Here is a 21,344-nt window from a genome sequence, read left to right as displayed (position 1 = left end):
TGTGTTACTGTGCATTTGGATCGACTTGCACGAGGCCAAAGGTATTGTGGTCTGGGTCTAAAAAATAGCCTTGCCAGCATTGTCCAGCTATCGCAAATTTTTCCATGGCAATTTGACCACCTTGCGCCAAAATTCTCTCAGCGATTTGGTCGAAATCTTCAACTTCAAAACTACAGGTAAAGGCATTGGTGCCACAATGCGTTGGTGGTGTCGCTGCAGGAGGTTCTAATAAGCCACCGTGAATTCCTTGCGTTTCAATTTGATAATATTGGATTGGTAACCCTTTGACTTCAGTAAAGGTCCAAGCAAAAACATATTGATAAAAACTGATTTCCCGAGCAGGATTTGAGGATTGGATTTCAAAATAACAGAGTTGATTCATTGGTATAAATACTTGTTTTTATAAAAATAAGCGAATCAGTATTCACTTTAGAATAGTTGAATCTTTAAATAGCTTAAAAAATACCAAGAACTAGGAATATCATTTTTTGTGGGTATCCTGTATATCAGTGCTTGTATGGAGAGTTAGGTTGATTCGACCTGCTTGGGGAAACGTGGAGCATATGTATGCCAAATAATCCGTTTGATGAAGAAAAACTTGCCAGTAGTATGGTGTATAAAACGCTGCTTGAATCTACTTTAGCCATTCCATGGTGTATTGATTGGGATACTAAAACGTTCAGCTATATTGGTCCACAAATTGAAAAGCTTTTGGGGTGGAAGCAAAACAGTTGGAAAACGGTGGAAGATTGGGCGACGCGGATGCACGAAGATGATCGCGAATATGTCGTGAATTTTTGTGTATCGCAATCGATGGCTGGCATTGACCATGAGGCCGATTATCGTGCGCTTAAAGAAGATGGAAGCTACACTTGGATTCGTGATGTAGTCCATGTGGTACGTAAGGCAAATGGTGATGTCGATTGTTTAGTTGGCTTCATGTTCGATATTTCGGAACGAAAGAAACAAGAAGAACAATTACAGAAAATGCAACGTCAGCTCGAAGAATATTCGTATAAAGATGGTCTAACGGGAATTGCAAACCGTCGTTTATTTGATGATATTTATCAACGCGAATGGCTTAATGCAATTCGTGTACAGAAACCGTTAAGTTTAATCTTGATGGATTTAGATTATTTCAAACAATACAATGATTGTAATGGGCATGTGATTGGTGATGCCTGTCTACGTCAAATCGCCAGAAGCCTAGAGTCTTGTGGTTCACGTCCACGTGATTTAGTGGCGCGTTATGGTGGCGAAGAATTTATTTGGATTTTACCTGAAACCAATGAAGCATCTGCGGCACTCATGGCACAGAAAATTATGGATACAGTTAAAATGGCACGTTTACCCCATAAAGCTTCAGCAGTGTCGGACTTAGTAACTTTAAGTATTGGAGTGAAAACCATTATACCTACGGAGCGAGATAATCGAATGCAGTTCCTTGATGAGGTTGATAAAAATCTTTATCAAGCCAAGAAGCAAGGACGAAACCGTTATATTGCGGCTTAATTGTTAAAAATAAATTTCCAAAAATAAAAGCGTAAAACGCAGTCGATATATTCATCGGCTGTTTTTTTTTTCTTATAAAATTAAGTGTTAAAATAAAGACAGTAGAAAATAAAAGACCGACGATTCGAGTGATGGTGAAATCGCCGGTCAAAAAATTTATTTTGAACTGAATTGATGTCTGCTGTTCATCAGTAAAGTTCAAAATGAAGCTTATTGCTTTAAGTAAAAGGTCACCGAAACATTGTGGATGCCGTCCAAATCATCGGTTGCTACAGACCTTGTACCCTATATAACGCAGCCGTTTACGGATTGGTTGACACAGAAATGAAAAAAAAATGATTTTTTTTTATAATAGGGGTAAATTTATTCTTAGGTCATCGCAATGGTGTCTTTAACTCGCTATTTTTTCATATTTTTTATCATTTGTTTTGTGATGACCTGTATTTGTGGTGTATTGGCTGCATTATTGCCACAAGGTGTTGGTGGTGTATTAACTGTTGTCCCTTATTTGGTGGCGATGGTTTTAATTCTGTTTCGCTTCCTTAAAAAAAATAAACGTGCACCGAATCAAACTGAACGTAAAAAGTTTACGCTAGGATTTACCTTAATTTTTTGGTTTTATAATTTTGCCTTTTTAGTTTTAGGCGTGGCGATTTTCTCACGAAATGATCCTGAAATTTGGCAAAATTTAATGCTGTACCTACAAAATGCCCAATTTATTAGCATTATTGTCATTATGTTTTTATTGATGGCTATCCCATTGTATTTATTAACCTATTGGTTTTATGGTCCACTTGCCAAGCGTATGGCATCGCAAAAGTTTGGTGCTTAATGCTTGATCATTCGCTTGTCATCCTCTATAGATAACGTTTACCTAAGCGAATAAGAATAGATTATGCATCAAGCAACTGTACTACTGACGGGTGGTAGTGGTTTTATTGGTACTCATTTAATTAAAGAACTTTTAGCACAAGATTTTAAAGTGATTAGTCTGAGTCGTAAGGCTGGACGGGTATCAAAATCGCCTCATTTAACTTGGGTACAAAGTTTTGATGAAATGAAGCATGATCGCATTGATTATGTAATTAATTTGGCTGGAGAAAGCATCGGGCAAGGGCGTTGGACAGCAACGCGTAAGCAGCAGTTGATAGAGAGTAGAGTGAATACTACGGAATTGCTGTATGAATATTTACATCAACGTAAAATTTTTCCGAAGTGTATTATTTCTGGTTCTGCCGTGGGCTATTACGGTATTGATGAAACCCAAATGTGGTCATCTGCCTGTGATGAACAAAGTCCAGCGCAAGCAATATTTATGTCCGAATTATGCCAACGTTGGGAGCATGTGACGGCATTATATCCTGAACAAAATACCCAAATTATTCGCTTGGGTGTAGTGTTGGCCGCAGGTGGGGGTATTTTGCCACAAATGCTTAGACCGATTCAGATGAACTTGGTCAGTAAAATCGGTCATGGACGTCAGCCACTGGTTTGGGTTCATATACAGGATGCCATTCGCGCTATTTTCTATTTAATGAAACAAGCAGATCTTTCTGTTTTACAAACTGAGAACACAGTAAATGTGCGACAAGCAGTTTATAACGTAGTCGCGCCTGAACGTACCACACAAGCAGATTTTTCAATTGTTGCTGCACGTCAGTTAAATAAAAAACCAATGTTTAATATGCCGAGTGTTATTTTTAAAATATTGCTTGGTGAGCAAGCTCAATTAATACTTAATGGTCAGTTTGTGAAGGCAAGTGCCTTATTAGCGCAAGGTTTTGAATTTAAATTTCCAACTTTAAAACAAGCGCTTCAGGACATACTGGGGACATAGTTTTATTGTTGGAATAAGTCATTGCCAGTTTTAATTTATGGCAATGACTCATTTTACTTACTCTATTTCTCGTTGCTTAAGTTTTCGAATGTTTAGAAAGGAACTTTATTTATACAATGCGATCGCATCCTCATACAGTCGCTGTGGACTGTAATCTTCTGCATTGAAGCTTGGTGTTTGACCCATTATGAGTTCCGCCAATAATTGAGCAGAAGCAGGTCCCATGCATAAACCATTTCTAAAATGACCAAAGTTTGCCCATAGATTGTCAAACTGTGGTATTTGACCAATATAAGGAATGCCTTCTGGGGAGGAAGGGCGTAAACCTGCCCATGATTTTACAATGGGGAATTTCGCCAGTTCAGGTACCATTTCAAAGCACGCTTGTTGAATATGCTGTAAGGTCTCGTTTGTGGTTTGGGTGTCAAAACCACATTGGCGCATACTTGAGCCACAAACAACGTGTCCATCCTGCCGTGGAATGAGATACATCACCTTGTTCATGCACATCGTAGGGAGCCAATCTATTGGAGTTTTAAACAGCAGCATTTGTCCCTGAACAGGTTGTACTGGAATCTCGATTTCTAATTGTTTGCTCCATTTCGCTGACCAAGCACCTGTTGCCAGTACATATTGATCTGCGAAGTGTTGTTGACCATCAGCAGTCCGAATCGAGACTAATCGCTGTTGCTGTGTATTTAAATCAGTAACAGGGCAATGCTCATGAATGATCACATTGGGATGCTGCTGTAAATACACCTTCAACGATTGTAATAGGCGGGGATTACGGACATTGGCAAGTTGAGGAAAATATATTGCGTGTTGAAGTTGGGTTGATACTAAGGAGTTAATCTGTTCAATTTGTTCATGCTGTAAATATTCAGCCTGTTGCATCGGGTCTAAATGCTGATGTGCATAATCCAAACCAATTTCAAAATCATCTTCATCAAAGATTAGCATGCCAGTTTCATGAATTTCAAAATCAATGCCTGTAACAGGTTTTAATTTTTCATTCCATTTAAGGTAGCCTTGCTTACCATAACGGGCAAGGGCATTCACTTCCAGCGGATAACGCCACGGATACATTGGCGATAAAATGCCGCCACCAGCCCATGATGCTGCCAAACCTGTTTGCTGTTGATCGAAAAGCGTTACGGTGCAACCCCGTTCCACCAACTCCAATGCGGTGAGTAAACCGCTGACACCCGCCCCAATAATGGCAATATGCATTGCTGATATACCGATTTAATCTGAGAGAATATTTAAAGGCTAAAAAGATAGCTTAGCCATCATCCATGATGCTGAGTCAATAATGAAGAATTTTATAAAACTAAAATGGTTCACAGCTGTAAAAGGCTCAACAATAAAAAAGCCTCCCTGTTTTGAAACAGGAAGGCTGGTTCTGACTTTATTTCATGTCTTTGAGTTTGAGTGCGGCTTCTTCAGCGAAGTACGTCCAAATACCATCGGCACCTGCGCGGCGGCAGCTCATCAATGATTCAATAATCACGCTATCTGATAACCAACCATTTTGGATTGCGCCAGCCAACATGGCATATTCACCACTGACTTGATAAACAAAAGTAGGAACACCGAAGTTATCTTTTACTTCTCGTACGATGTCTAGATATGGCATACCCGGTTTTACAATCACCATATCTGCGCCTTCTTGAATATCTAAGGCAATTTCATGCAGGGCTTCAGCACGGTTGCCGATATCCATTTGGTAATTGTATTTATTGCCGCCTTTTAGGTTACTTGATGAACCGACTGCATCTCGGAATGGGCCGTAGAAACTTGATGCATATTTTGCAGAATAGGCCATGATGTTGGTGTAGATGTGACCATTGGCTTCAAGTGCGGAGCGAATTGCGCCAATACGACCATCCATCATGTCGCTCGGTGCAATAACATCGACACCTGCGTCTGCATGGCTTAACGCTTGTTTAATTAAACATTCAACAGTTTCATCATTTAACACATAACCTGTGTCATCAATAATGCCGTCTTGACCATGAGTGGTATATGGATCTAATGCACCATCACTAATTAACACCATTTCAGGCAATTCTTTTTTCAGTAAGCGTATTGTACTTTGGACTAAGCCATCTTCACGCCACGCAGCTTCAGCAGTTAAGCTTTTGTCCTCTTGAGGTGTCACAGGGAACAGTGCGAGTTTAGATACACCCAACTCCAGTAAACGTTCTGCTTTTTTTAATAAAAGATCGCCAGATAAACGTTGAACGTTTGGCATGCTTGGAATGTCTTGTGTCTGGTTTTGGCCTGGCAAAACAAATACTGGATAAATGAGGTGGTCAGTCGTCAGTTGGGTCTCACGTACCATGGCACGAAGCTGGTCATTTTTACGGATGCGGCGCATGCGAGTGGCAGGAAAAGCTGGACGATTGAACGTATAGGTCATAACAATCTCATTGATCAGTATTAAACTTAAACTATTGTAGACGCATAATTTCGGTTTGGCGCACCAAGATTCATTTTTTTATTCAATGACAGTAATTCGAGTAGGCTATGACAGATGTAACTAAAAATTGGACCGGCAATATTGATTTAAACTCGAATATTGAAATCAACACCTTATTAGAAGGCATTGCTCAAGCTTTTAACAGTTCACCTTTCTTTGTCCATAATGCAATGAAGATGAGTGTAACTGATGGTCAAATCGAAGCACGTGTCGATATGGCGAGTAATTTAATCGGCAATGTGGCATTCCAAATTTTACATGGGGGTGTTGCTGCGACCTTACTTGATAGCATTGGTGGTATTTCAGCGATGGCTGAATTGTATAAAAAGGCCACAGCTGAAGATTTAGCAGAAACCAGTAAAAAAGTATCCCGTTTAGCGACCGTCGACATGCGTGTGGACTATCTAGCACCTGGTCGTGGGCAGTATTTTGTAGCTCGTGCCGAAACTTTACGTTTAGGGCGTAAGGGGTGCACTATGCGCATGACCATGCTGAATGACGAAGGTAAGGCGATTGCAACTGCGATAGCCTCATATGCTTACTAAGTGATTGGCTTAAGCAGGTATTAAGCTAAATCTATAATAATTATAAAAATGATCGTTTAGATTGGGCTGCAATTGATGAAAATAAGTTGTGGCCCAATAAAAAAAGACTGACCAGTTACATTTTCCATTCTCAAAATATGATTTTTTAGCCTTAAAATGCCGGAAATTTAAAGAAGAAAGACTTTCTCATCGACACCATGATCTGACAGTAATGTCTAACGGTGCTTTGATTGATCGCTGTGATTAGTCAGAGTGCGATGATGCCATGACCAAGTCCGCTGGATTTAGGATAAATCTATGACAGATACCTTAAGTACGCTGCCAGAAACAACGCAGTCAGATCAACCTTCCGATCAGGAACTTAAAGCACGCAGAAAAAAAGGCCTCGGTATCGTGGCTATATTGATTGTGATTGCTTTGGTGATTTATCTGATCTGGTCTGTATTTTTTAATCATTCAGTCAGTACGGACAATGCCTATGTTGGTGCTGAAACTGCATCTGTAACTTCAATGGTGACAGGGCAAGTGGCTGACGTGTTGGTTAGTGATACACAGCAAGTCAAAAAAGGTGATGTGCTGGTTCGCATTGATGCACGTGATGCAGAAATTGCTTTAGCACAAGCACAAGCTGAATTGCTCAAAGCCAAACGTCAATATAAGCAAACTGCAGCCAACAGCAGCTCTTTAAACTCGCAAATTTTTGTCAGTGATGATGCTATACATAGTGCAGAAGCACAGGTGGCTAAAGCACAGGCAGATTTGGGCAAGGCTCAAGATGAATTGCAACGTCGTCAACAATTGGCGGCTTCTGGTGCAATTTCTAAAGAAGAACTCAGTACCGCGCAAAGTGCAGTTAATACCGCAAAAGCTGGTTTGGATGTCGCGCAGGCAGGTCTTGCACAAGCGAAATCTAGTCAAAAGGCTGCGCAAAGCAATAAAGCAGCCAATGATGCACTGATTCAAGACAGCAATGAAAATTCAACGCCAGATGTTCTAGTTGCACAAGCACGCGTACAACAAGCGCAATTGGACTTAGAACGTACCCAAATTAAAGCGCCATTTGATGGGGTGGTGACGCGTCGCAATATTCAAGTTGGTCAACGCATTGCACCGGGAACCACGCTGTTAATGGTAGTACCTGTGACTCAGCTTTATGTGGATGCTAACTTTAAAGAAAGCCAATTGGCGGGTGTCAAACCGGGTCAAAAAGTTGAGCTTACGTCAGATCTGTATGGTGACAAAGTCAAATTTAAGGGCACAGTGACGGGTTTTTCGGGTGGTACAGGTTCAGCTTTTGCTTTGATTCCTGCGCAGAATGCAACAGGTAACTGGATTAAAGTGGTTCAGCGCTTACCTGTACGGATTCGTTTGGATCCCAAAGAGTTGGCAGAACATCCGCTACGTGTGGGACTGTCAATGGAAGCGACGATTGATTTAAAATCGAAGTAGTTGCTTATGAATCAGCCTATGCAAATGACTGACCTGAAAGGTGGTCGCCTGATTCTTGCTGCTTTGGTCTTGGCATTGGCCAACTTTATGGTCGTGCTGGACATGACCATTGCCAATGTCTCTGTTCCGCATATTACCGGTAGCCTTGCCGTGTCTGCTTCGCAAGGTACATGGGTCATTACCTCTTACGCTGTTGCAGAAGCCATTTGTGTACCTTTAACTGGTTGGTTGGCAGCGCGTTTTGGCTCTGTACGTGTCTTCGTCATCAGTCTGTTTGGCTTTACGCTATTTTCTATTTTGTGTGGTTTATCCACAAGCTTGGAAATGTTGGTATTTTGCCGAATTGGGCAAGGTTTATTTGGCGGCCCGATTATGCCGCTTAGTCAAACCTTATTAATGCGTATTTTCCCACCTGAAAAGCAATCGCAAGCTATGGGCATGTGGGCTATGACTACTGTAGTCGGGCCAATTCTAGGGCCGATTTTAGGCGGTACGATTAGTGACAATATGTCGTGGCATTGGATTTTCTTTATCAATATTCCCGTTGGAATTGGTTGTGCCATTGCGGCTATGCGCTTGCTCAAAACAGCTGAAACCCCAACACAGAAATTGAAAATTGATCGTGGCGGATTGTTGTTATTGGTGCTGTGGATTGGTGCTTTACAGCTGATGCTTGACTTAGGGCATGAACGCGATTGGTTTAACAGTCCATTTATTGTGGTCTTAGCACTCACAGCCTTTGTCGGTTTGATTGTTTTTACCATTTGGGAGCTGACAGAGCGGCATCCTGTGGTGAATATTTTGTTGTTTAAATATCGAAGTTTTACCATTTCGGTATTGGCTTTAGCCTTTGGCTTTGGTGCATTCTTCGGCAGTATTGTCCTGATTCCGCAGTGGTTGCAGATTAACTTGGGTTATACCGCAACGTGGGCTGGTTATTTAACCGCGACTATGGGCGTGGGAAGTCTGACCATGTCACCAATTGTGGCAAAATTGGCAACCAAATATGATCAACGTGCCTTAGCCAGCTTTGGTTTAAGCATCCTAGGTGGGGTGACGCTCATGCGTGCCTTTTGGACCACGGATGCAGACTTTATGGCCTTGGCTTTACCGCAGATATTACAAGGTTTTGCCGTGCCATTTTTCTTTATTCCTTTGTCCAATATGGCTTTAGCATCTGTACTGCCACAAGACATGGCATCAGCTGCGGGTTTAATGAACTTCTTACGGACCATGGCAGGGGCTATTGGCGCATCGATTGCTGTTACCATTTGGGATGATCACACCAAAGTGGCGCGTAGTGAAATGGTGAGTAGTTTACATGTCACTGAAGTACAGAACACTTTGGTGAATACAGGGATGAGTTCCGAAGCAGCATTAGGTTATATTTCTAGTTTGGTGGATAAAGAAGCCTTAACACTTTCAGCCAATCATGTGTTTTTAGTCTTGGCAGGGATATTTATTTTTGCTGCGATGATTATTTGGCTGTGCCCACGACCTAAAGCGGGCGTAGGTGGCGGGCATGCGCATTAAAAATGTGTCTGCGAAGCACTAAGAAAGCCCCCAAAAAACCGCTTGTTAAAGCGGTTTTTTATTGCATCAGTTGTCTTATCGAATGCTTATTTAACGAATAATTTTTGTGTCGTTAAAGATCTGAACGTGCCCGTTTCAAGGCTGATTGCCATTGCTGTAAATGGTATTCACGTTGATCGCTTTGCATTTTCGGTTCAAATGCACGTTCCAATTGCCATGACGCAGCAATTTCATTGAGATTTGAAAAGACACCAGCTTTTAGCCCTGCTATTGCCGCAGCACCCCATGCAGTTGACTCTAACAGTTTAGGTCTTAGCACGGGTACATTTAAAATATCGGCCTGGAATTGCATCAACACATCATTGCTGCTGGCACCACCATCGACTCGTAATTCTTTCAACGGGCTAGACAAGTCAGATTGCATCGCGGTCAGAACATCCGAAACTTGAAAGGCGATGGACTCAAGGGCTGCACGGGCAATGTGGGATTTATTGGTCCCACGCGACATGCCGCAGATTAGAGCACGTGCATCGCTGTCCCAATGCGGCGCACCTAGACCTGTAAATGCCGGAACCAATACCACGCCATCGGTATGTTCAACCTGACAAGCTAAGCGTTCTACATCACTGCTTTTTTGAATAATTCCCAAGCCATCACGTAGCCATTGCACAATTGCACCCGCCATAAAGACACTGCCTTCGAGTGCATAATGGGTCTGGTTTTGTGCTTTCCACGCCAATGTCGAGAGTAGTTTATTTTGACTATATTGAACTTTAGTGCCGGTATTAAACAACATGAAACAGCCTGTACCGTAGGTATTTTTGGCTGTACCGGCTTCAAAACAAGATTGACCAAATAGTGCAGATTGTTGATCACCTAAAATGCCAGTAATTGGAATATTTGCGCCAAGCAGACCGGTGGCGGTATCTGCAACGTATTCATCTGAACTGATGATTTTTGGGAGTACCGATAAGGGGATATCGAATAATGCTAAAAGTTCTTCATCCCACGTTTGCTGCTGTAAGTTCATTAGCATGGTGCGAGAAGCATTACTGGCTTCAATCACATGTTGCGCACCTTGGGTGAGATTCCACACCAACCAACTATCAATTGTTCCAAAAGCTACATGACCTTGCTGTGCCAGTTCTCGTAAACCCTGAACGTGTTCGAGTAACCAGACCAATTTTCCCGCACTGAAGTATGGGTCTATACGTAAACCAGTTTTTCTATGAATGATGTCATTTAGGTTTTGTTGCGTCAGTTGATTACACCATTCAGTGGCACGACGGTCTTGCCAGACAATTGCAGGGGCAAGGGGTTGTCCACTCCGTTTGTCCCACACGACGGTGGTTTCACGTTGGTTGGTTAAACCTATGGCTTTAATGTCTTTGGCAAGTATACGTGCAGATGCCAATGCTTGTTGCACAACAGCAATTTGCGTACTCCAAATTTCTTGTGCATCTTGCTCGACCCAACCTGAATGTGGTGTTCGAATGTGGGTTTCACGTTGAGCCGTCGCTTGAATTTGACCGTGTTCATTAAAAATAATGGCGCGGCTAGATGTCGTTCCTTGATCGAGCGCTAATAAAAAGCTCATAATTTTTCTTTGTTAAGCCTTGAAAATGAAAATATTAGCGCAATTATGTAATTAAGCGCATTCAAAAGTGTAAATGTGTAGAAAATACATCGTATTTTTTATCAGTTATGCTATGATTGTTCTTACTTTGGGGATGTTTCTGGCTTCGACGCTGGTGATGAAACTCATAGATGCATGTCGAGAGCGCATTTTCTCTCGTAAATCAAATTTGCATATTTTAGTCGCAAACGACGAAACTTACGCTCTAGCTGCCTAAGGGCAGCTTGTCCGCATCCCTGAATACTTGTGGTTAGGGGTCCCGACTGAAGCGAACGCACACAAGTCCGTATAAGATCAAGCCTTGGGGTCTTATACTAAATCTTAAAGGATCGCGATTTGTACCCTGTTCGTCGGGTCACAAAGAGCTAAATCAATAGACGATATCTAAGCATGTAGTATTCTCGAGCGTAGTGCTGGCGGACGCGGGTTCAACTCCCGCCATCTCCACCAAATACCCAACAAAACATGGCAGAATATGCCAAGTTTTAAAAGATAAAGGCTTGATTCTAAAGGGATTGAGCCTTTTTTCTTGCCTAAACATAACTAAATATAACTAGCTACAGTGTACATGCACCGTGTACACTGTCTTGTACATTGCAAGATTTATTGAATCCGTTGGTGTACAAGCCATGAAAAGAACAGAAATTAAACGTAGACCGTTATCAGATACCGTACTGGCTAACCTTGAACCCGAAGCGAAAGAATATAGGGAGCTGGACGGTGACGGCTTATATTTCCGTGTAAAGCCTGATGGTAAAAAAGCATGGTTATTCAGATATAAAAAAGCTGATGGTAAATGGTCATGGCTTGGAATAGGTACTTATCCTGAATTATCGGGTAAGGGTGCAAGAAAAAAAGCATCTGAGATAGTTCAAGACATTTCGCACGGCGATAATCCAATCATTACCAAACAGGAACGCAAGCGCAAAGAGCTTGAGCAGAATAATGCCACCTTTGAAGTATTGGCTCGTGAATGGCTAGACACAAAAGCAAATACTTGGGTACAGGACACCATGACCCGAAATAAGGGTGCATTAGAAAAACATATATTCCCGATTTTTGGGAAACGCTTGTACACCAGCATAAAGCCGATTGAATGGATGAATCATTTAAAAGGTATTCAACAAAAGCAGGGAATCTATGAACAAGTAAATCGAGTTCGGGCTATGTGTCGCGATATATACGATTTTGCAAAGGTGACAGGCCGTATTGATTACAACCCACTGGAGGGGCTGCAAAAGTTCCTACAGCAAGGTATTAAGCAAAATATGTCCCATGTGAGTGAACAGGAACTACCAGCACTACTTAGAGCAATCAATAATTATCCAACTATGGACGTTCGGATGGGATTGCAGCTTTTAGCTATGTTGTTCTGCCGACCTACCGAGCTAAGAGAAGCCAAGTGGCAGGAGTTCGACCTAGATCAAGGGGTGTGGAATATACCAGCCGAGCGTATGAAGAAACGCCGTGAGCATATCGTTCCTTTATCTACTCAAGCATTAGCAATATTAAAAGAGTTGCAGACCTACCAAACTAATTCAGATTATTTATTTCCGAGCAGATCAGATAAGAGTAAACCGAAGTCGGACACTGTTTTTATTATGGCCTTGCGTCGCATGGGGTATGAGGGCAGACAGACACCGCATGGATTTAGGCACATTGCCAGCACCTTATTAAACAATCGTGGTTTTGATGAACGTCATATTGAAGCAGCACTGGCACACGTAAAGGACGGCGTGGCAGGTGTATATAACAAGGCTCAATATTTAGATGACAGAGCAAGCATGATGCAATGGTATGCGAACCATTTAGAAGAAATTGCGGATCAGAGCATTATTCAATTTAAAAAGGCTAAGTGACAAGACTTGTCGCACTACTAGCCACTAAATGCACAAATATAGGTAAATATAGATTATATTTGTTTTGCTAGGTATAGGCAGGCCAGCCGACAAGCAAGTACCCAACTTGTTTACCTAGCAGCTTTTTTTGGGGTGCTGTGGGAGGCATATGTAGATGGCTAAAAATGAATATATAATTGAATATAATGAAAATTTATTTAATCAAATTCGTTCAGATATGCTTGGTTTTATAGATGTGCATACTGGTATTTATGCACCAGGCAAACATGAGAAAGCAAAATTACCTAAAATTATTAAGCCTAAACAGTCAATTAGCTTGTTAGATAAAAAAGTAATGGATGAGCTAATTAATATATATAGTAATAAATGCCAAGATATACACTTTGATAGTATGGAAATTTATGAACTTAATAACGAAAATGAATTTACAACAACATTTAATCACTTAAAGCACATAGTAGACAACCTAACATATTCTAATATTATTAAGCTTAAAAATATTGAAAATTCAATAAGCTTAAAGCCCTTGTATCTAACAAATTATTTAATAAATTACACTTCAAAAATTAGCCCATCTGATAGATTAAATCATGTTTTTAACGAAGATAAGTTTACAGAGTACCAAAAGAGATTTGAAAAAGAATTCTCAAAAGACTTTAAAATAATAATTAATGAAAGTGAGAAATTATTTGATTTTACTAAAATTTTTTTAGACTTAAATAGTATTATTGGGGTTTTTTGGAAATTTTGCACTATAAATAAGATTTTTGAAAGTCTAGCTAACTCTCTTAGCTTTACTAGAATATTGCAGGATTTTTCCAGTGAAATAAATAAGAAAAAAAATGATTTGAGATATTCTTTTAAAGAAAAAGACAAGCGCCAAATCCGCTCATTTGCATCAACAGGCGGTCTTGCTAGAGCAGAAAAATACCGAGAAAAAATGACCCCTATTTTTGATGAGGTATTTGCTTTATTTCAAAGTAGAAAATGGAAATCAAAAGCCGAATGCGCAAAGTATTTTATTAAAGAGTTTTACTTAAAAAATCCTGATGCTGCGATTGAATTAGATTCTAAAAAATTGGTTACTGAAATCACTAACCGAATAAATGACCGCTCTACTAGCAGAAAGGTCATTTTACTAGCTGATAGGTAACTCTACTAGCAGCCGTACACAAAGCAATCAACAACAACATACTGCGCCTACATAATATTCAGCCATGTAGGTGCATAAATGACTATCAAACCAATCCGCGTTCAATTCAAAACCGCTTGTGAGCTACTGGACATAAGCCGTGAATCATTGCGCCATATCGTGCGTACTGATACAGCATTTCCACGGCCAATCAAAACAGGGGATACCAAACAAGCACCAGTCTATTTCGACTATGCCGAGCTTGTAGAGTGGCATAACAGCCAAAAGCAAAGCCTTGCAGCAATGGAGGCTTAACATGATTTATCCTGAATTTTCCAAAGCATTGAACCATTACAAAGCAATGGTGCAGCAGTACGGCGAAGAACATCCGATTGCAATACAGGCTTTTATGATTGCGTTTGAACTCTCTCCACAGCACTTGAAAGATGAAGCGTACAAGATGGCAGAACAGTATCTACCGAAGCCAAGCGGATGCTTAGACAACGGCCAGCCAGTCTATAACTTGCAAGATATTGCAGACCATCACGGCATCACGTTTGAGGAAGCAGAAACAAACCTCTTAAACATGATGCAGCAGCGTGAAGAGCTTGGACTTTCAACTGATGGCGTTTTGATTAATGCCAATGTGAACCCGATCCAGTGAGGCCAAAACATGAATAACACTCAATTAAAACAAGTCCTGGCACACCTCAAGCAAGGCAAAACCATTTCCCAGGCCGAGGCTATCGACCTTTTTAACTGCTACCGATTGAGCGCAATCATTCAGCGTTTACGGTGTGCAGGTTACGACATTGTGACCCACTACGAGCGCAATAATTCAGGTATTGGCCGTCATGCACGGTATGAACTTATTCAGCAGGTGGCAGCATGAAAGATTTTGTATTGGCTTCATATCGACCAATGAAAGACGCAGAAACCGAGGCGCATTTAATAGTGAATGATGATGCAATGGTATTTGTGGAAATTGATGCGGTGGACGGTGCAGAGCTGGAGATTCTAGCAACCCATGAAAAGTTGATGAAGAATCCCGATGCGGTGGACGTTGTGATTTTTCACTATGGCAGCTTAAAGACCTTGTTTGACAAGTTGGTAGAGGTGGCAGCATGAAAGAATTATTTTTTGAAATGTTTAAGGGACTACTTTTAGGCATGTGTTTTGTTTTGTTTTGCTTAATTCTTGCAACGTGCAGCCGTTCCGTTTACTCTAAAGACCTCTCGAAAATTCAAAGCGATTCCTCACATCGTAAAAGTGATTTTTTTGTGCCTTATTTTTGTTTAGCCTCTCAAGCCGTACAAGAATCAAGCGCAAGTGTTTCAGCTACACAAACAAGGCTGTATACCCTCTATGAGGGGATGACATCACAAAATAAGGCAGCAATGCCCAATATGTGGGGCGGTTACTTTGAAACCGAGAGTGAATCCTCTCACCAGTTTTATATTGGTGAACTTCTCAAATCTCAAAATTCAAAGGAGGCATAGCTCATGCCTAAACAAATCAATAAAACCGCTCAAAACTTTTTAGAAAATTCTCAAGTGATTATTGAATCACTGGAAGGTACATTGCTTCGCTTATATGTGAGCTATGAACAGCACGATATATCTGATGACAAAGCAAAGGCGATGCTTGAAGTATGCGAAACGCTGGCAAGTGCTGCCTTAGAGGATATTGAAAGCGCGAGCGCAAAAACAATACTAGATATATCAATGATTGTTAGCCTTGCTACTGGCATCTTATACACGCTTGAAGAACTGGCGCATTTAAACCTAGCAAAAGGGCATACAGCAGCAGCTATAAACGGATTAACCCTAGCTTGTAGCTCATTAAATGAATTATTAGAAGTTGCGGTAGATTATGTGATGAAAGGGGGTGAAGTATGAACAAGCAGACTTCAAAACTAGCTTGGCACTACACCACTGGCACTAAGTTTAAGCAGATTGTAGAAAGCGGCTACCTAGACCCTAAAAAGACAGCTACACCACCAAACGAAAAGCCTATTTTGTGGTTTTCTAAAAATCAGCACTTTGAACCAACAGCACAGAAAGCGGTACGACTGCCGAACGGTCAAATCAATAGCTTAGGCATGATGGGAACGTATGAGATGGGAGGCGGTTTAATCCGCTTCGGCTATCCAGTTGCAAAGCTAACCGAATATAAAAAGCTATGCAGACAGGCAGGCATAAATATGCTTGACGTATTTTCACTTGAACGAGTGGGAGTGTCGCAAGGGGCAAAGCCTACCGACTGGCTAGGAACCCTAACGAAAGTTGCTATTGATGATTGCATCATAGAAGTGTTTAGCGGTGATGCTTGGGTGAATGTGAAAGGGGGTAGCCACAATGCTTGATTATGACCACCCCAAAGAACTAATAACACCCAATGACATTTTAAACGAATGCACACAGCTTGTATCGTTTAATGATGCTTATTCATCACATCCATTAATACAGCGTTTTGGCAGTCCTGAGCAGCCGATTTATGTTGATGATGGCAATGTGGATATAAACGGCGTTACCTATGCACAGCCTTTGATTATGCCTATCTATGATGGGCAAATGGAGCTTGTACAGTGTGCAGTCATGCAGGATGGGCAGCGCGTGGCCGTCATGCCTGATGGATTGGCTAGAGGCTTTGCAAGGTATGGCGATTTTGACCATGCCCAGCCTGTCATTATTACTTATGGCCTGGAGGCATTCTTTAAGGTCGCACAGACTGGCTACGCCGTTGTATTGGTGCTACTGCCTACCCTATGCAGCAACCATAAAACAGAACTCAAGCCGTATGATTTTGAACAAATACAGTTTGTTATTAACCAGCTATCACAGGCAGGTTATAAGCAGCTTTATTTGCCTGTCAGAATTGAACACATGCACCTTGAGCCATTTAAAGCATTGGAGCAAAACACGGCAGTTAGACTGCTATGCCAGTATTTAAAAATTGGTGTAAGTGAATTTCAGATCGAACTGACCCAGCATGAAAGTGTAAGTGAGGTGCTGGCGTTTATTGAGGAAGCTATAGAGGCTTTACCCGAAAAGACCAATCTACCTAAAGGTCATCTAGCTAAGCCATTCCGTTATGGTGATGGTGTATTTCATCTTTTAGATGATGGCTTGTATTACATCGAGCAGTCAAAAGACAACGAATATAAGCAATATGTTTCAAGTCCTATTCATGTATTGGCACAAACGAGAGATTCATCAAGTAATGCATGGGGACGCTTATTAGAATGGCATGACGCTGATGGCGTTAAACATACTCAAGCTTTATCTATGGAATTTTTCCAATCTGATGGTGTGGAGCTTAGAAAAGATTTAGCCAATCAAGGCGTGGTAATTGCTCCCAGTGGTAAAGCAAGAAACTTGCTACAAAGCTACTTAATGAGCTACCCAACTGCTAAACGTGCTTTATGTGTGGAACGTGCTGGATGGCATGATGATGTTTATGTATTACCGAATAAGCAGATCGGACAGCATAAAAAGAGTGATTTAGTTGTATATCAAACTACACAGGGAGTTGAGAGTAGCTACCAAAACAAAGGAACACTTGAGCAATGGCAAAACAATATTTCTATGCCTATTGCTAGTCATTCTAAGTTGGTCGTGGCTATGTGTTCAGCTTTTGCAGGGCAATTGCTTACACCATTGGAACAACAAACAGGTGCAGGCATACACTTCAAAGGTCAATCATCTAGGGGCAAAACTACGGCTTTATATGTCGCTTGTAGTGTATGGGGAAATCCTGAAAGGCATCATAAAACATGGCGTTCAACAGGCAATGCATTAGAACATACAGCTTATAGCTACAATGACAGCTTTTTAGGTTTGGACGAGATCGGGGAAATATCGAACCCGAAAGAACTTGGCAATATTGTCTATATGCTTGCAAATGGTAAAGGCAAAGCACGCTTAACAAAGCAAATCACAGCTAGAGCGCCGTATAAGTGGAAGCTTATTTTTATGTCTACTGGTGAAAAAAGCTTAAAAGAAATCATGCAAGAAAGCGGACAGAAAACCAAACTAGGGCAAGAAGTTCGATTGATTGATATTGATGTAGATCAGTCTGAATATGGCTTATTTGATCAGATCGACTTTGCCGAAGATGGTGCAAAGCAATCAAGACAGCTTGTAGAGCGTTCTAATCAGTTTTATGGCGTTGCTGGCATGGTATGGCTGGATTACTTAACCAGTAATAAAGATAAGGTCATGGTGCAGGCTAAACAGCTATTAGAGCAATATAACCTTGAATTGATTGCAGACATACAGCAAGGGCATATAAGTCGTGTAGCTAACACTTTTGCCTTGCTTGCAGTTGCAGGCGAACTGGCTACCCAAGCAGGGATAACAGGATGGAAAGCAGGCACGGCGTTTGACGCTGTAAAAACTGTTTTTAATACTTGGGTCAATGGCTTTGAGTATGTCGGGGATTATCAGAACCGAGAATATATTTTAGCGGTTAAAGCCTTTTTAGAAGCGTATGAATCTAGCCGATTTGAAGCGATAACCCCCGATATTGAAAGTATCGAGAAAATCATTAATCGAGTGGGCTACTGGAAAATAGAGAAAGGTGAAAAATTATTTATTGTGTTACCTGAGCAATTTAAAAATGAAGTATGCAAAGGACACGATAGTAAAAAAGTAGCCAATGCCCTACTCATCGAAAAGCTATTAGAGCATGACACAGGTAAGACCAGTAAAACTGTAAGAGTACCAGCTAGAAAAAATGCACTTAAAGCTTATGTGGTGAAAGAAGCTATTTTTAGTTGGGAATAGCAAAATTAAGAGGTAACAAAGGTAACAGAGGTAACAACCGCATAAATAAAGGCTTTGAGGGCGTTACCTAGCAAAAAAGGTAACAGGTAACAGAGGTAACAAGTTCTAATTTTTTGAGTTGTGTTACCCATGTTACCCCACGTTACCTAACGAAAAATAAATAGGTAACAGGCTGAAACCCTTTGATAGCAAGCATGTTACCTACGTTACCCATGTTACCCCTTAAAAATAGACATTCTAAGAAAATTTAAGAGATTTAAACCAATGCCAAACGTAAACAAAGTAACTGTGATGGGTGTACTAGGCCGTGACCCTGAAACTAAACAATTTCCCAACGGTGGCAGCGTTACAACATTCAGCGTTGCAACATCCGAGTTTTGGAAAGACAAGACCACTGGAGAGCGCAAAGAGGCTACAGAATGGCACAGAATCACCACTAACAACCGATTAGCCGAGATTGCGAGTAAGTACCTCAAGAAAGGCGGAAAGGTGTATGTCGAAGGCTCATTGCGTACAAGGAAGTGGAAAGACAATAAAGGAGCGGATCGGGAAGTAACCGAGATTCGAGCCGATGAGCTGCAATTGCTTTAATCGAAGCTCCCTAAATATGGGGAGCTTTTTTATTGGCTGAATGGTCAAGATAACCATGCAGATTCAACTATCACGGAAATCGTGACAATAGAATAAACAGCTTTAGATCAGTGCAGTCTAATTAGATAAAAATGCTTCTTTCATAGGGTGAGTTTCGCAAATGCTGCTTTATGCCAAAAACGAGCTTTAGATTGCTTTAGATCGGCACAGTCTAATTAGATAAAAATGCTTCTTTCATAGGGTTTGTTTCGCAAATGATGCTACACGCGCGTACTGCTCCGAAAACATCCTTTTTTTAGGGCGGGAAATTGAGCATTAATGCCAATACAAACCACTTTTAAACAGCTTGCTTTTTTCTTTCATAGGATTGTTTCGCAAATTGAAGAAATTGATTGATTACATGCCCTATTTTTATAGAGTGCAAGTGCTGATTGTTCTATCAATAATTGGATTGGTGCCGTAATGGTGCCGTTCTAATTTCAGGTTTTATCAGGTTCAAAGGTTAGGTTTTGTTAGGTTTTGACCTTAACATTTCTTAACAGCTACCGCGTTCTAAAAGTCAGGTTTTGTAAGGTTGTGAACTTAGGATTACTTAGGATTTACGCTGCTTGCAATGTTAAGTTTTGATAAGTCCGAGCAGCAAGTGGAAAGTAGTATTTTGCAGTAGTCCAAACCATAACAATTGATAACAGACGCAGCGTTTTGAATGTCAACAATTGTTAACAGGTACGCCGTTCTGAATCTCAGGTTTTATCAGGTTTTCTTTTTTAAAGCAGTCCGAAAAACTGAAGTTTTATGAAGTCCTAATATTAGGTTTTATAAGGTTCTATTCTCTTTTAAAGCAGTCCGCAAAACTAACATTTACTAACAGTATGACAGCGCAAAATTGCGTCCACCTACACGCGCGCGTAGTTGTTCCGAAACCTGAGTTTTCCGTAGTAGACCAGCGAAAAATTGCGTTGGCTAAATCCATGTTTTAAAAGCAAAGCTCAAAAGTGAGCAACGGTATTCACTGAGCGCAAAATTGCGTTGAGGGGTGTGTCCAAATATTGGCAGACCTCAAAATTGAGTTTTGCATGTGACTATCAGGTACAACCGCCAATAGTGGACGGATCAGAAACATTTACCCCATTGGGGGATACCCCCAAACTTGACCACACTTCAAACGCGACCAAGTGAGTAACTTAAAGTAATTCAGTCAACAAAACGCGCGCGCGCGCGAGGGATGGGCGGAAATGTGGTTTTAATGCTTAAAATCCCAATAGAATTACAGCGTGATTATTCGGGCGGTTTCTTATCTTTGATGTGCTGAAGAACAACAATCCCCCCAATGGTCAAAATGACCATACCTGAGCCACCAATAAGGGGAGCAGCTTAAAAGGCAGTCAAAAATAACGAGCTTCATAATTCGATCCGCTAAAAGGAGTGTTTTTAACTCCTGAGTTCGTCACCCAGCATGACAACTAAACTCGGAGAAATGGCCTAGCAACATATAATTTGTACACTGTGGTGTACACTGTGATTTTTGTATAATTTTTAATTTATATAAAACATATACTTAGTAAATTTGTTCAATTGACGCCATCCCACCAAAATTCTTTCCGAAGTAATCCATCGGAATATAAAAAAGCCTTTAAACTCAATGTTTAAAGGCTTTTTTATTGGCTGTATTGTCCGACCCTGTCCTAAGCTGTTTGCCCCAATTTATGTCTTCAGTGAGTAATTATTGGGAAAATTTACCCAATTATTTTTAGTATTAAATAGTGAACCGTACCGGGTTTGTCGGAGACTCAATATTCTGAGAGACTATTCCGATGAAAAAACCAAACTATACCCCCGAAATTAGAGAAAGATCGGTTCAATTACTAATTGAATCTGAAAAAGATTATCCTTCTACTTGGGCTGCAATCACAGCAATTGCGCCTAAGATTGGTTGTACTCCTGAAACACTTCGTGCCTGGCATCAAAAGCATTTAGATCA

The 21,344-nt window shown here is 40.9% G+C and carries 20 protein-coding genes, 1 other RNA gene and 2 pseudogenes; 19 read left to right on the top strand and 4 right to left on the bottom strand.

The features are described from left to right. Positions 1-4 precede the first annotated feature (4 nt). On the bottom strand, positions 5-382 hold the full coding sequence (locus FTV09_RS11935; protein WP_067766244.1) for a VOC family protein: 378 nt from the start codon (positions 380-382) through the stop codon (positions 5-7). A gap of 185 nt (positions 383-567) precedes the next feature. Here FTV09_RS11935 and FTV09_RS11930 point away from each other — a divergent pair, with 185 nt between their 5' ends. The 3 genes from FTV09_RS11930 (at position 568) to FTV09_RS11920 (ending at position 3,349) form a co-directional block, all read left to right on the top strand. Then, positions 568-1,512, top strand: coding sequence for a sensor domain-containing diguanylate cyclase (locus FTV09_RS11930; protein ID WP_180058441.1), 945 nt, complete (start codon positions 568-570; stop codon positions 1,510-1,512). Between the two features lie 382 nt (positions 1,513-1,894). Further along, positions 1,895-2,344 carry an ABZJ_00895 family protein gene (locus FTV09_RS11925; RefSeq protein ID WP_067766250.1) on the top strand — a complete coding sequence of 150 codons (450 nt, stop codon included), beginning with the start codon at positions 1,895-1,897 and terminating at the stop codon, positions 2,342-2,344. Positions 2,345-2,407: 63 nt separating this feature from the next. Next, complete coding sequence (locus tag FTV09_RS11920; RefSeq protein WP_180058440.1) at positions 2,408-3,349, top strand: TIGR01777 family oxidoreductase; 942 nt, start codon at positions 2,408-2,410, stop codon at positions 3,347-3,349. Positions 3,350-3,454: 105 nt separating this feature from the next. On the opposite strand, the gene thiO is transcribed toward FTV09_RS11920, so the two are convergent. Further along, positions 3,455-4,579, bottom strand: a complete 1,125-nt coding sequence (thiO, locus tag FTV09_RS11915; RefSeq protein WP_180058439.1) for a glycine oxidase ThiO — start codon at positions 4,577-4,579, stop codon at positions 3,455-3,457. A gap of 178 nt (positions 4,580-4,757) precedes the next feature. Further along, the gene (gene hemB, locus FTV09_RS11910) at positions 4,758-5,771 is read right to left on the bottom strand and encodes a porphobilinogen synthase (RefSeq protein WP_180058438.1); all 1,014 of its coding nucleotides are present in this window, start codon (positions 5,769-5,771) and stop codon (positions 4,758-4,760) included. Between the two features lie 107 nt (positions 5,772-5,878). On the opposite strand from hemB, the gene FTV09_RS11905 reads away from it, so the two are divergent. The 3 genes from FTV09_RS11905 (at position 5,879) to FTV09_RS11895 (ending at position 9,358) form a co-directional block, all read left to right on the top strand. Continuing rightward, on the top strand, positions 5,879-6,376 hold the full coding sequence (locus FTV09_RS11905) for a thioesterase family protein (RefSeq protein ID WP_180058437.1): 498 nt from the start codon (positions 5,879-5,881) through the stop codon (positions 6,374-6,376). A 297-nt stretch (positions 6,377-6,673) separates the two neighbouring features. Further along, positions 6,674-7,825: an efflux RND transporter periplasmic adaptor subunit gene (locus FTV09_RS11900; protein ID WP_067766263.1), complete on the top strand. Its 1,152-nt coding sequence runs from the start codon at positions 6,674-6,676 to the stop codon at positions 7,823-7,825. 6 nt (positions 7,826-7,831) lie between these two features. Further along, the gene (locus FTV09_RS11895; protein ID WP_180058436.1) at positions 7,832-9,358 is read left to right on the top strand and encodes a DHA2 family efflux MFS transporter permease subunit; all 1,527 of its coding nucleotides are present in this window, start codon (positions 7,832-7,834) and stop codon (positions 9,356-9,358) included. A 112-nt stretch (positions 9,359-9,470) separates the two neighbouring features. Here FTV09_RS11895 and glpK read toward each other — a convergent pair whose 3' ends face one another. Next, positions 9,471-10,955, bottom strand: coding sequence for a glycerol kinase GlpK (gene glpK, locus FTV09_RS11890; RefSeq protein ID WP_180058435.1), 1,485 nt, complete (start codon positions 10,953-10,955; stop codon positions 9,471-9,473). Between the two features lie 129 nt (positions 10,956-11,084). Between glpK and ssrA the strand changes: the two genes are divergently transcribed. From ssrA to FTV09_RS11825, 13 genes and pseudogenes are all read left to right on the top strand, one after another. After that, positions 11,085-11,444, top strand: a transfer-messenger RNA (tmRNA) gene (gene ssrA / locus FTV09_RS11885). 179 nt (positions 11,445-11,623) lie between these two features. Then, positions 11,624-12,853, top strand: a complete 1,230-nt coding sequence (locus FTV09_RS11880; protein ID WP_180058447.1) for a tyrosine-type recombinase/integrase — start codon at positions 11,624-11,626, stop codon at positions 12,851-12,853. 154 nt (positions 12,854-13,007) lie between these two features. Continuing rightward, entirely contained in the window at positions 13,008-14,006 is a 999-nt protein-coding gene (locus FTV09_RS11875) for a hypothetical protein (RefSeq protein WP_180058434.1), read from the top strand. A gap of 78 nt (positions 14,007-14,084) precedes the next feature. Continuing rightward, entirely contained in the window at positions 14,085-14,300 is a 216-nt protein-coding gene (locus tag FTV09_RS11870; RefSeq protein WP_180058433.1) for a transcriptional regulator, read from the top strand. Between the two features lies 1 nt (position 14,301). Further along, positions 14,302-14,649, top strand: coding sequence for a hypothetical protein (locus FTV09_RS11865; RefSeq protein WP_180058432.1), 348 nt, complete (start codon positions 14,302-14,304; stop codon positions 14,647-14,649). A 9-nt stretch (positions 14,650-14,658) separates the two neighbouring features. Beyond that, positions 14,659-14,877 carry a helix-turn-helix domain-containing protein gene (locus FTV09_RS11860; protein ID WP_180058431.1) on the top strand — a complete coding sequence of 73 codons (219 nt, stop codon included), beginning with the start codon at positions 14,659-14,661 and terminating at the stop codon, positions 14,875-14,877. Then, the gene (locus FTV09_RS11855) at positions 14,874-15,113 is read left to right on the top strand and encodes a hypothetical protein (protein ID WP_180058430.1); all 240 of its coding nucleotides are present in this window, start codon (positions 14,874-14,876) and stop codon (positions 15,111-15,113) included. Before FTV09_RS11860 ends, FTV09_RS11855 begins: the two co-directional genes overlap by 4 nt. Continuing rightward, the gene (locus tag FTV09_RS11850) at positions 15,110-15,484 is read left to right on the top strand and encodes a hypothetical protein (RefSeq protein ID WP_257222889.1); all 375 of its coding nucleotides are present in this window, start codon (positions 15,110-15,112) and stop codon (positions 15,482-15,484) included. The genes FTV09_RS11855 and FTV09_RS11850 overlap by 4 nt, the downstream gene beginning before the upstream one ends. A 3-nt stretch (positions 15,485-15,487) precedes the next feature. Beyond that, a complete protein-coding gene (locus FTV09_RS11845; protein ID WP_180058429.1) occupies positions 15,488-15,883 on the top strand; it encodes a hypothetical protein in 396 nt (131 codons plus the stop codon). Further along, entirely contained in the window at positions 15,880-16,350 is a 471-nt protein-coding gene (locus FTV09_RS11840; RefSeq protein ID WP_180058428.1) for a hypothetical protein, read from the top strand. The genes FTV09_RS11845 and FTV09_RS11840 overlap by 4 nt, the downstream gene beginning before the upstream one ends. Further along, positions 16,343-18,772 (top strand): DUF927 domain-containing protein, encoded by a 2,430-nt coding sequence (locus FTV09_RS11835; protein ID WP_180058427.1) that lies wholly within the window; start codon positions 16,343-16,345, stop codon positions 18,770-18,772. Before FTV09_RS11840 ends, FTV09_RS11835 begins: the two co-directional genes overlap by 8 nt. A gap of 264 nt (positions 18,773-19,036) precedes the next feature. Beyond that, positions 19,037-19,360, top strand: a pseudogene (ssb, locus tag FTV09_RS11830) (single-stranded DNA-binding protein); the annotation flags it as partial. A gap of 1,817 nt (positions 19,361-21,177) precedes the next feature. Then, positions 21,178-21,344, top strand: a pseudogene (locus tag FTV09_RS11825) (IS3 family transposase); the annotation flags it as partial.

Source organism: Acinetobacter sp. YH12227, from assembly GCF_013417785.1.
Taxonomy (GTDB): Bacteria; Pseudomonadota; Gammaproteobacteria; order Pseudomonadales; family Moraxellaceae; genus Acinetobacter; species Acinetobacter gandensis.
The sequence above is the reverse complement of the archived record's forward strand: the minus strand, read 5'-3'. Positions and strand labels throughout refer to the sequence as shown.

Coding starts and splice junctions, on each gene's coding strand:
- FTV09_RS11935 (WP_067766244.1), bottom strand. CDS start 382: ATGAATCAACTCTGTTATTTTGAAATCCAATCCTCAAATCCTGCTCGG.
- FTV09_RS11930 (WP_180058441.1), top strand. CDS start 568: ATGCCAAATAATCCGTTTGATGAAGAAAAACTTGCCAGTAGTATGGTG.
- FTV09_RS11925 (WP_067766250.1), top strand. CDS start 1,895: ATGGTGTCTTTAACTCGCTATTTTTTCATATTTTTTATCATTTGTTTT.
- FTV09_RS11920 (WP_180058440.1), top strand. CDS start 2,408: ATGCATCAAGCAACTGTACTACTGACGGGTGGTAGTGGTTTTATTGGT.
- thiO (WP_180058439.1), bottom strand. CDS start 4,579: ATGCATATTGCCATTATTGGGGCGGGTGTCAGCGGTTTACTCACCGCA.
- hemB (WP_180058438.1), bottom strand. CDS start 5,771: ATGACCTATACGTTCAATCGTCCAGCTTTTCCTGCCACTCGCATGCGC.
- FTV09_RS11905 (WP_180058437.1), top strand. CDS start 5,879: ATGACAGATGTAACTAAAAATTGGACCGGCAATATTGATTTAAACTCG.
- FTV09_RS11900 (WP_067766263.1), top strand. CDS start 6,674: ATGACAGATACCTTAAGTACGCTGCCAGAAACAACGCAGTCAGATCAA.
- FTV09_RS11895 (WP_180058436.1), top strand. CDS start 7,832: ATGAATCAGCCTATGCAAATGACTGACCTGAAAGGTGGTCGCCTGATT.
- glpK (WP_180058435.1), bottom strand. CDS start 10,955: ATGAGCTTTTTATTAGCGCTCGATCAAGGAACGACATCTAGCCGCGCC.
- FTV09_RS11880 (WP_180058447.1), top strand. CDS start 11,624: ATGAAAAGAACAGAAATTAAACGTAGACCGTTATCAGATACCGTACTG.
- FTV09_RS11875 (WP_180058434.1), top strand. CDS start 13,008: ATGGCTAAAAATGAATATATAATTGAATATAATGAAAATTTATTTAAT.
- FTV09_RS11870 (WP_180058433.1), top strand. CDS start 14,085: ATGACTATCAAACCAATCCGCGTTCAATTCAAAACCGCTTGTGAGCTA.
- FTV09_RS11865 (WP_180058432.1), top strand. CDS start 14,302: ATGATTTATCCTGAATTTTCCAAAGCATTGAACCATTACAAAGCAATG.
- FTV09_RS11860 (WP_180058431.1), top strand. CDS start 14,659: ATGAATAACACTCAATTAAAACAAGTCCTGGCACACCTCAAGCAAGGC.
- FTV09_RS11855 (WP_180058430.1), top strand. CDS start 14,874: ATGAAAGATTTTGTATTGGCTTCATATCGACCAATGAAAGACGCAGAA.
- FTV09_RS11850 (WP_257222889.1), top strand. CDS start 15,110: ATGAAAGAATTATTTTTTGAAATGTTTAAGGGACTACTTTTAGGCATG.
- FTV09_RS11845 (WP_180058429.1), top strand. CDS start 15,488: ATGCCTAAACAAATCAATAAAACCGCTCAAAACTTTTTAGAAAATTCT.
- FTV09_RS11840 (WP_180058428.1), top strand. CDS start 15,880: ATGAACAAGCAGACTTCAAAACTAGCTTGGCACTACACCACTGGCACT.
- FTV09_RS11835 (WP_180058427.1), top strand. CDS start 16,343: ATGCTTGATTATGACCACCCCAAAGAACTAATAACACCCAATGACATT.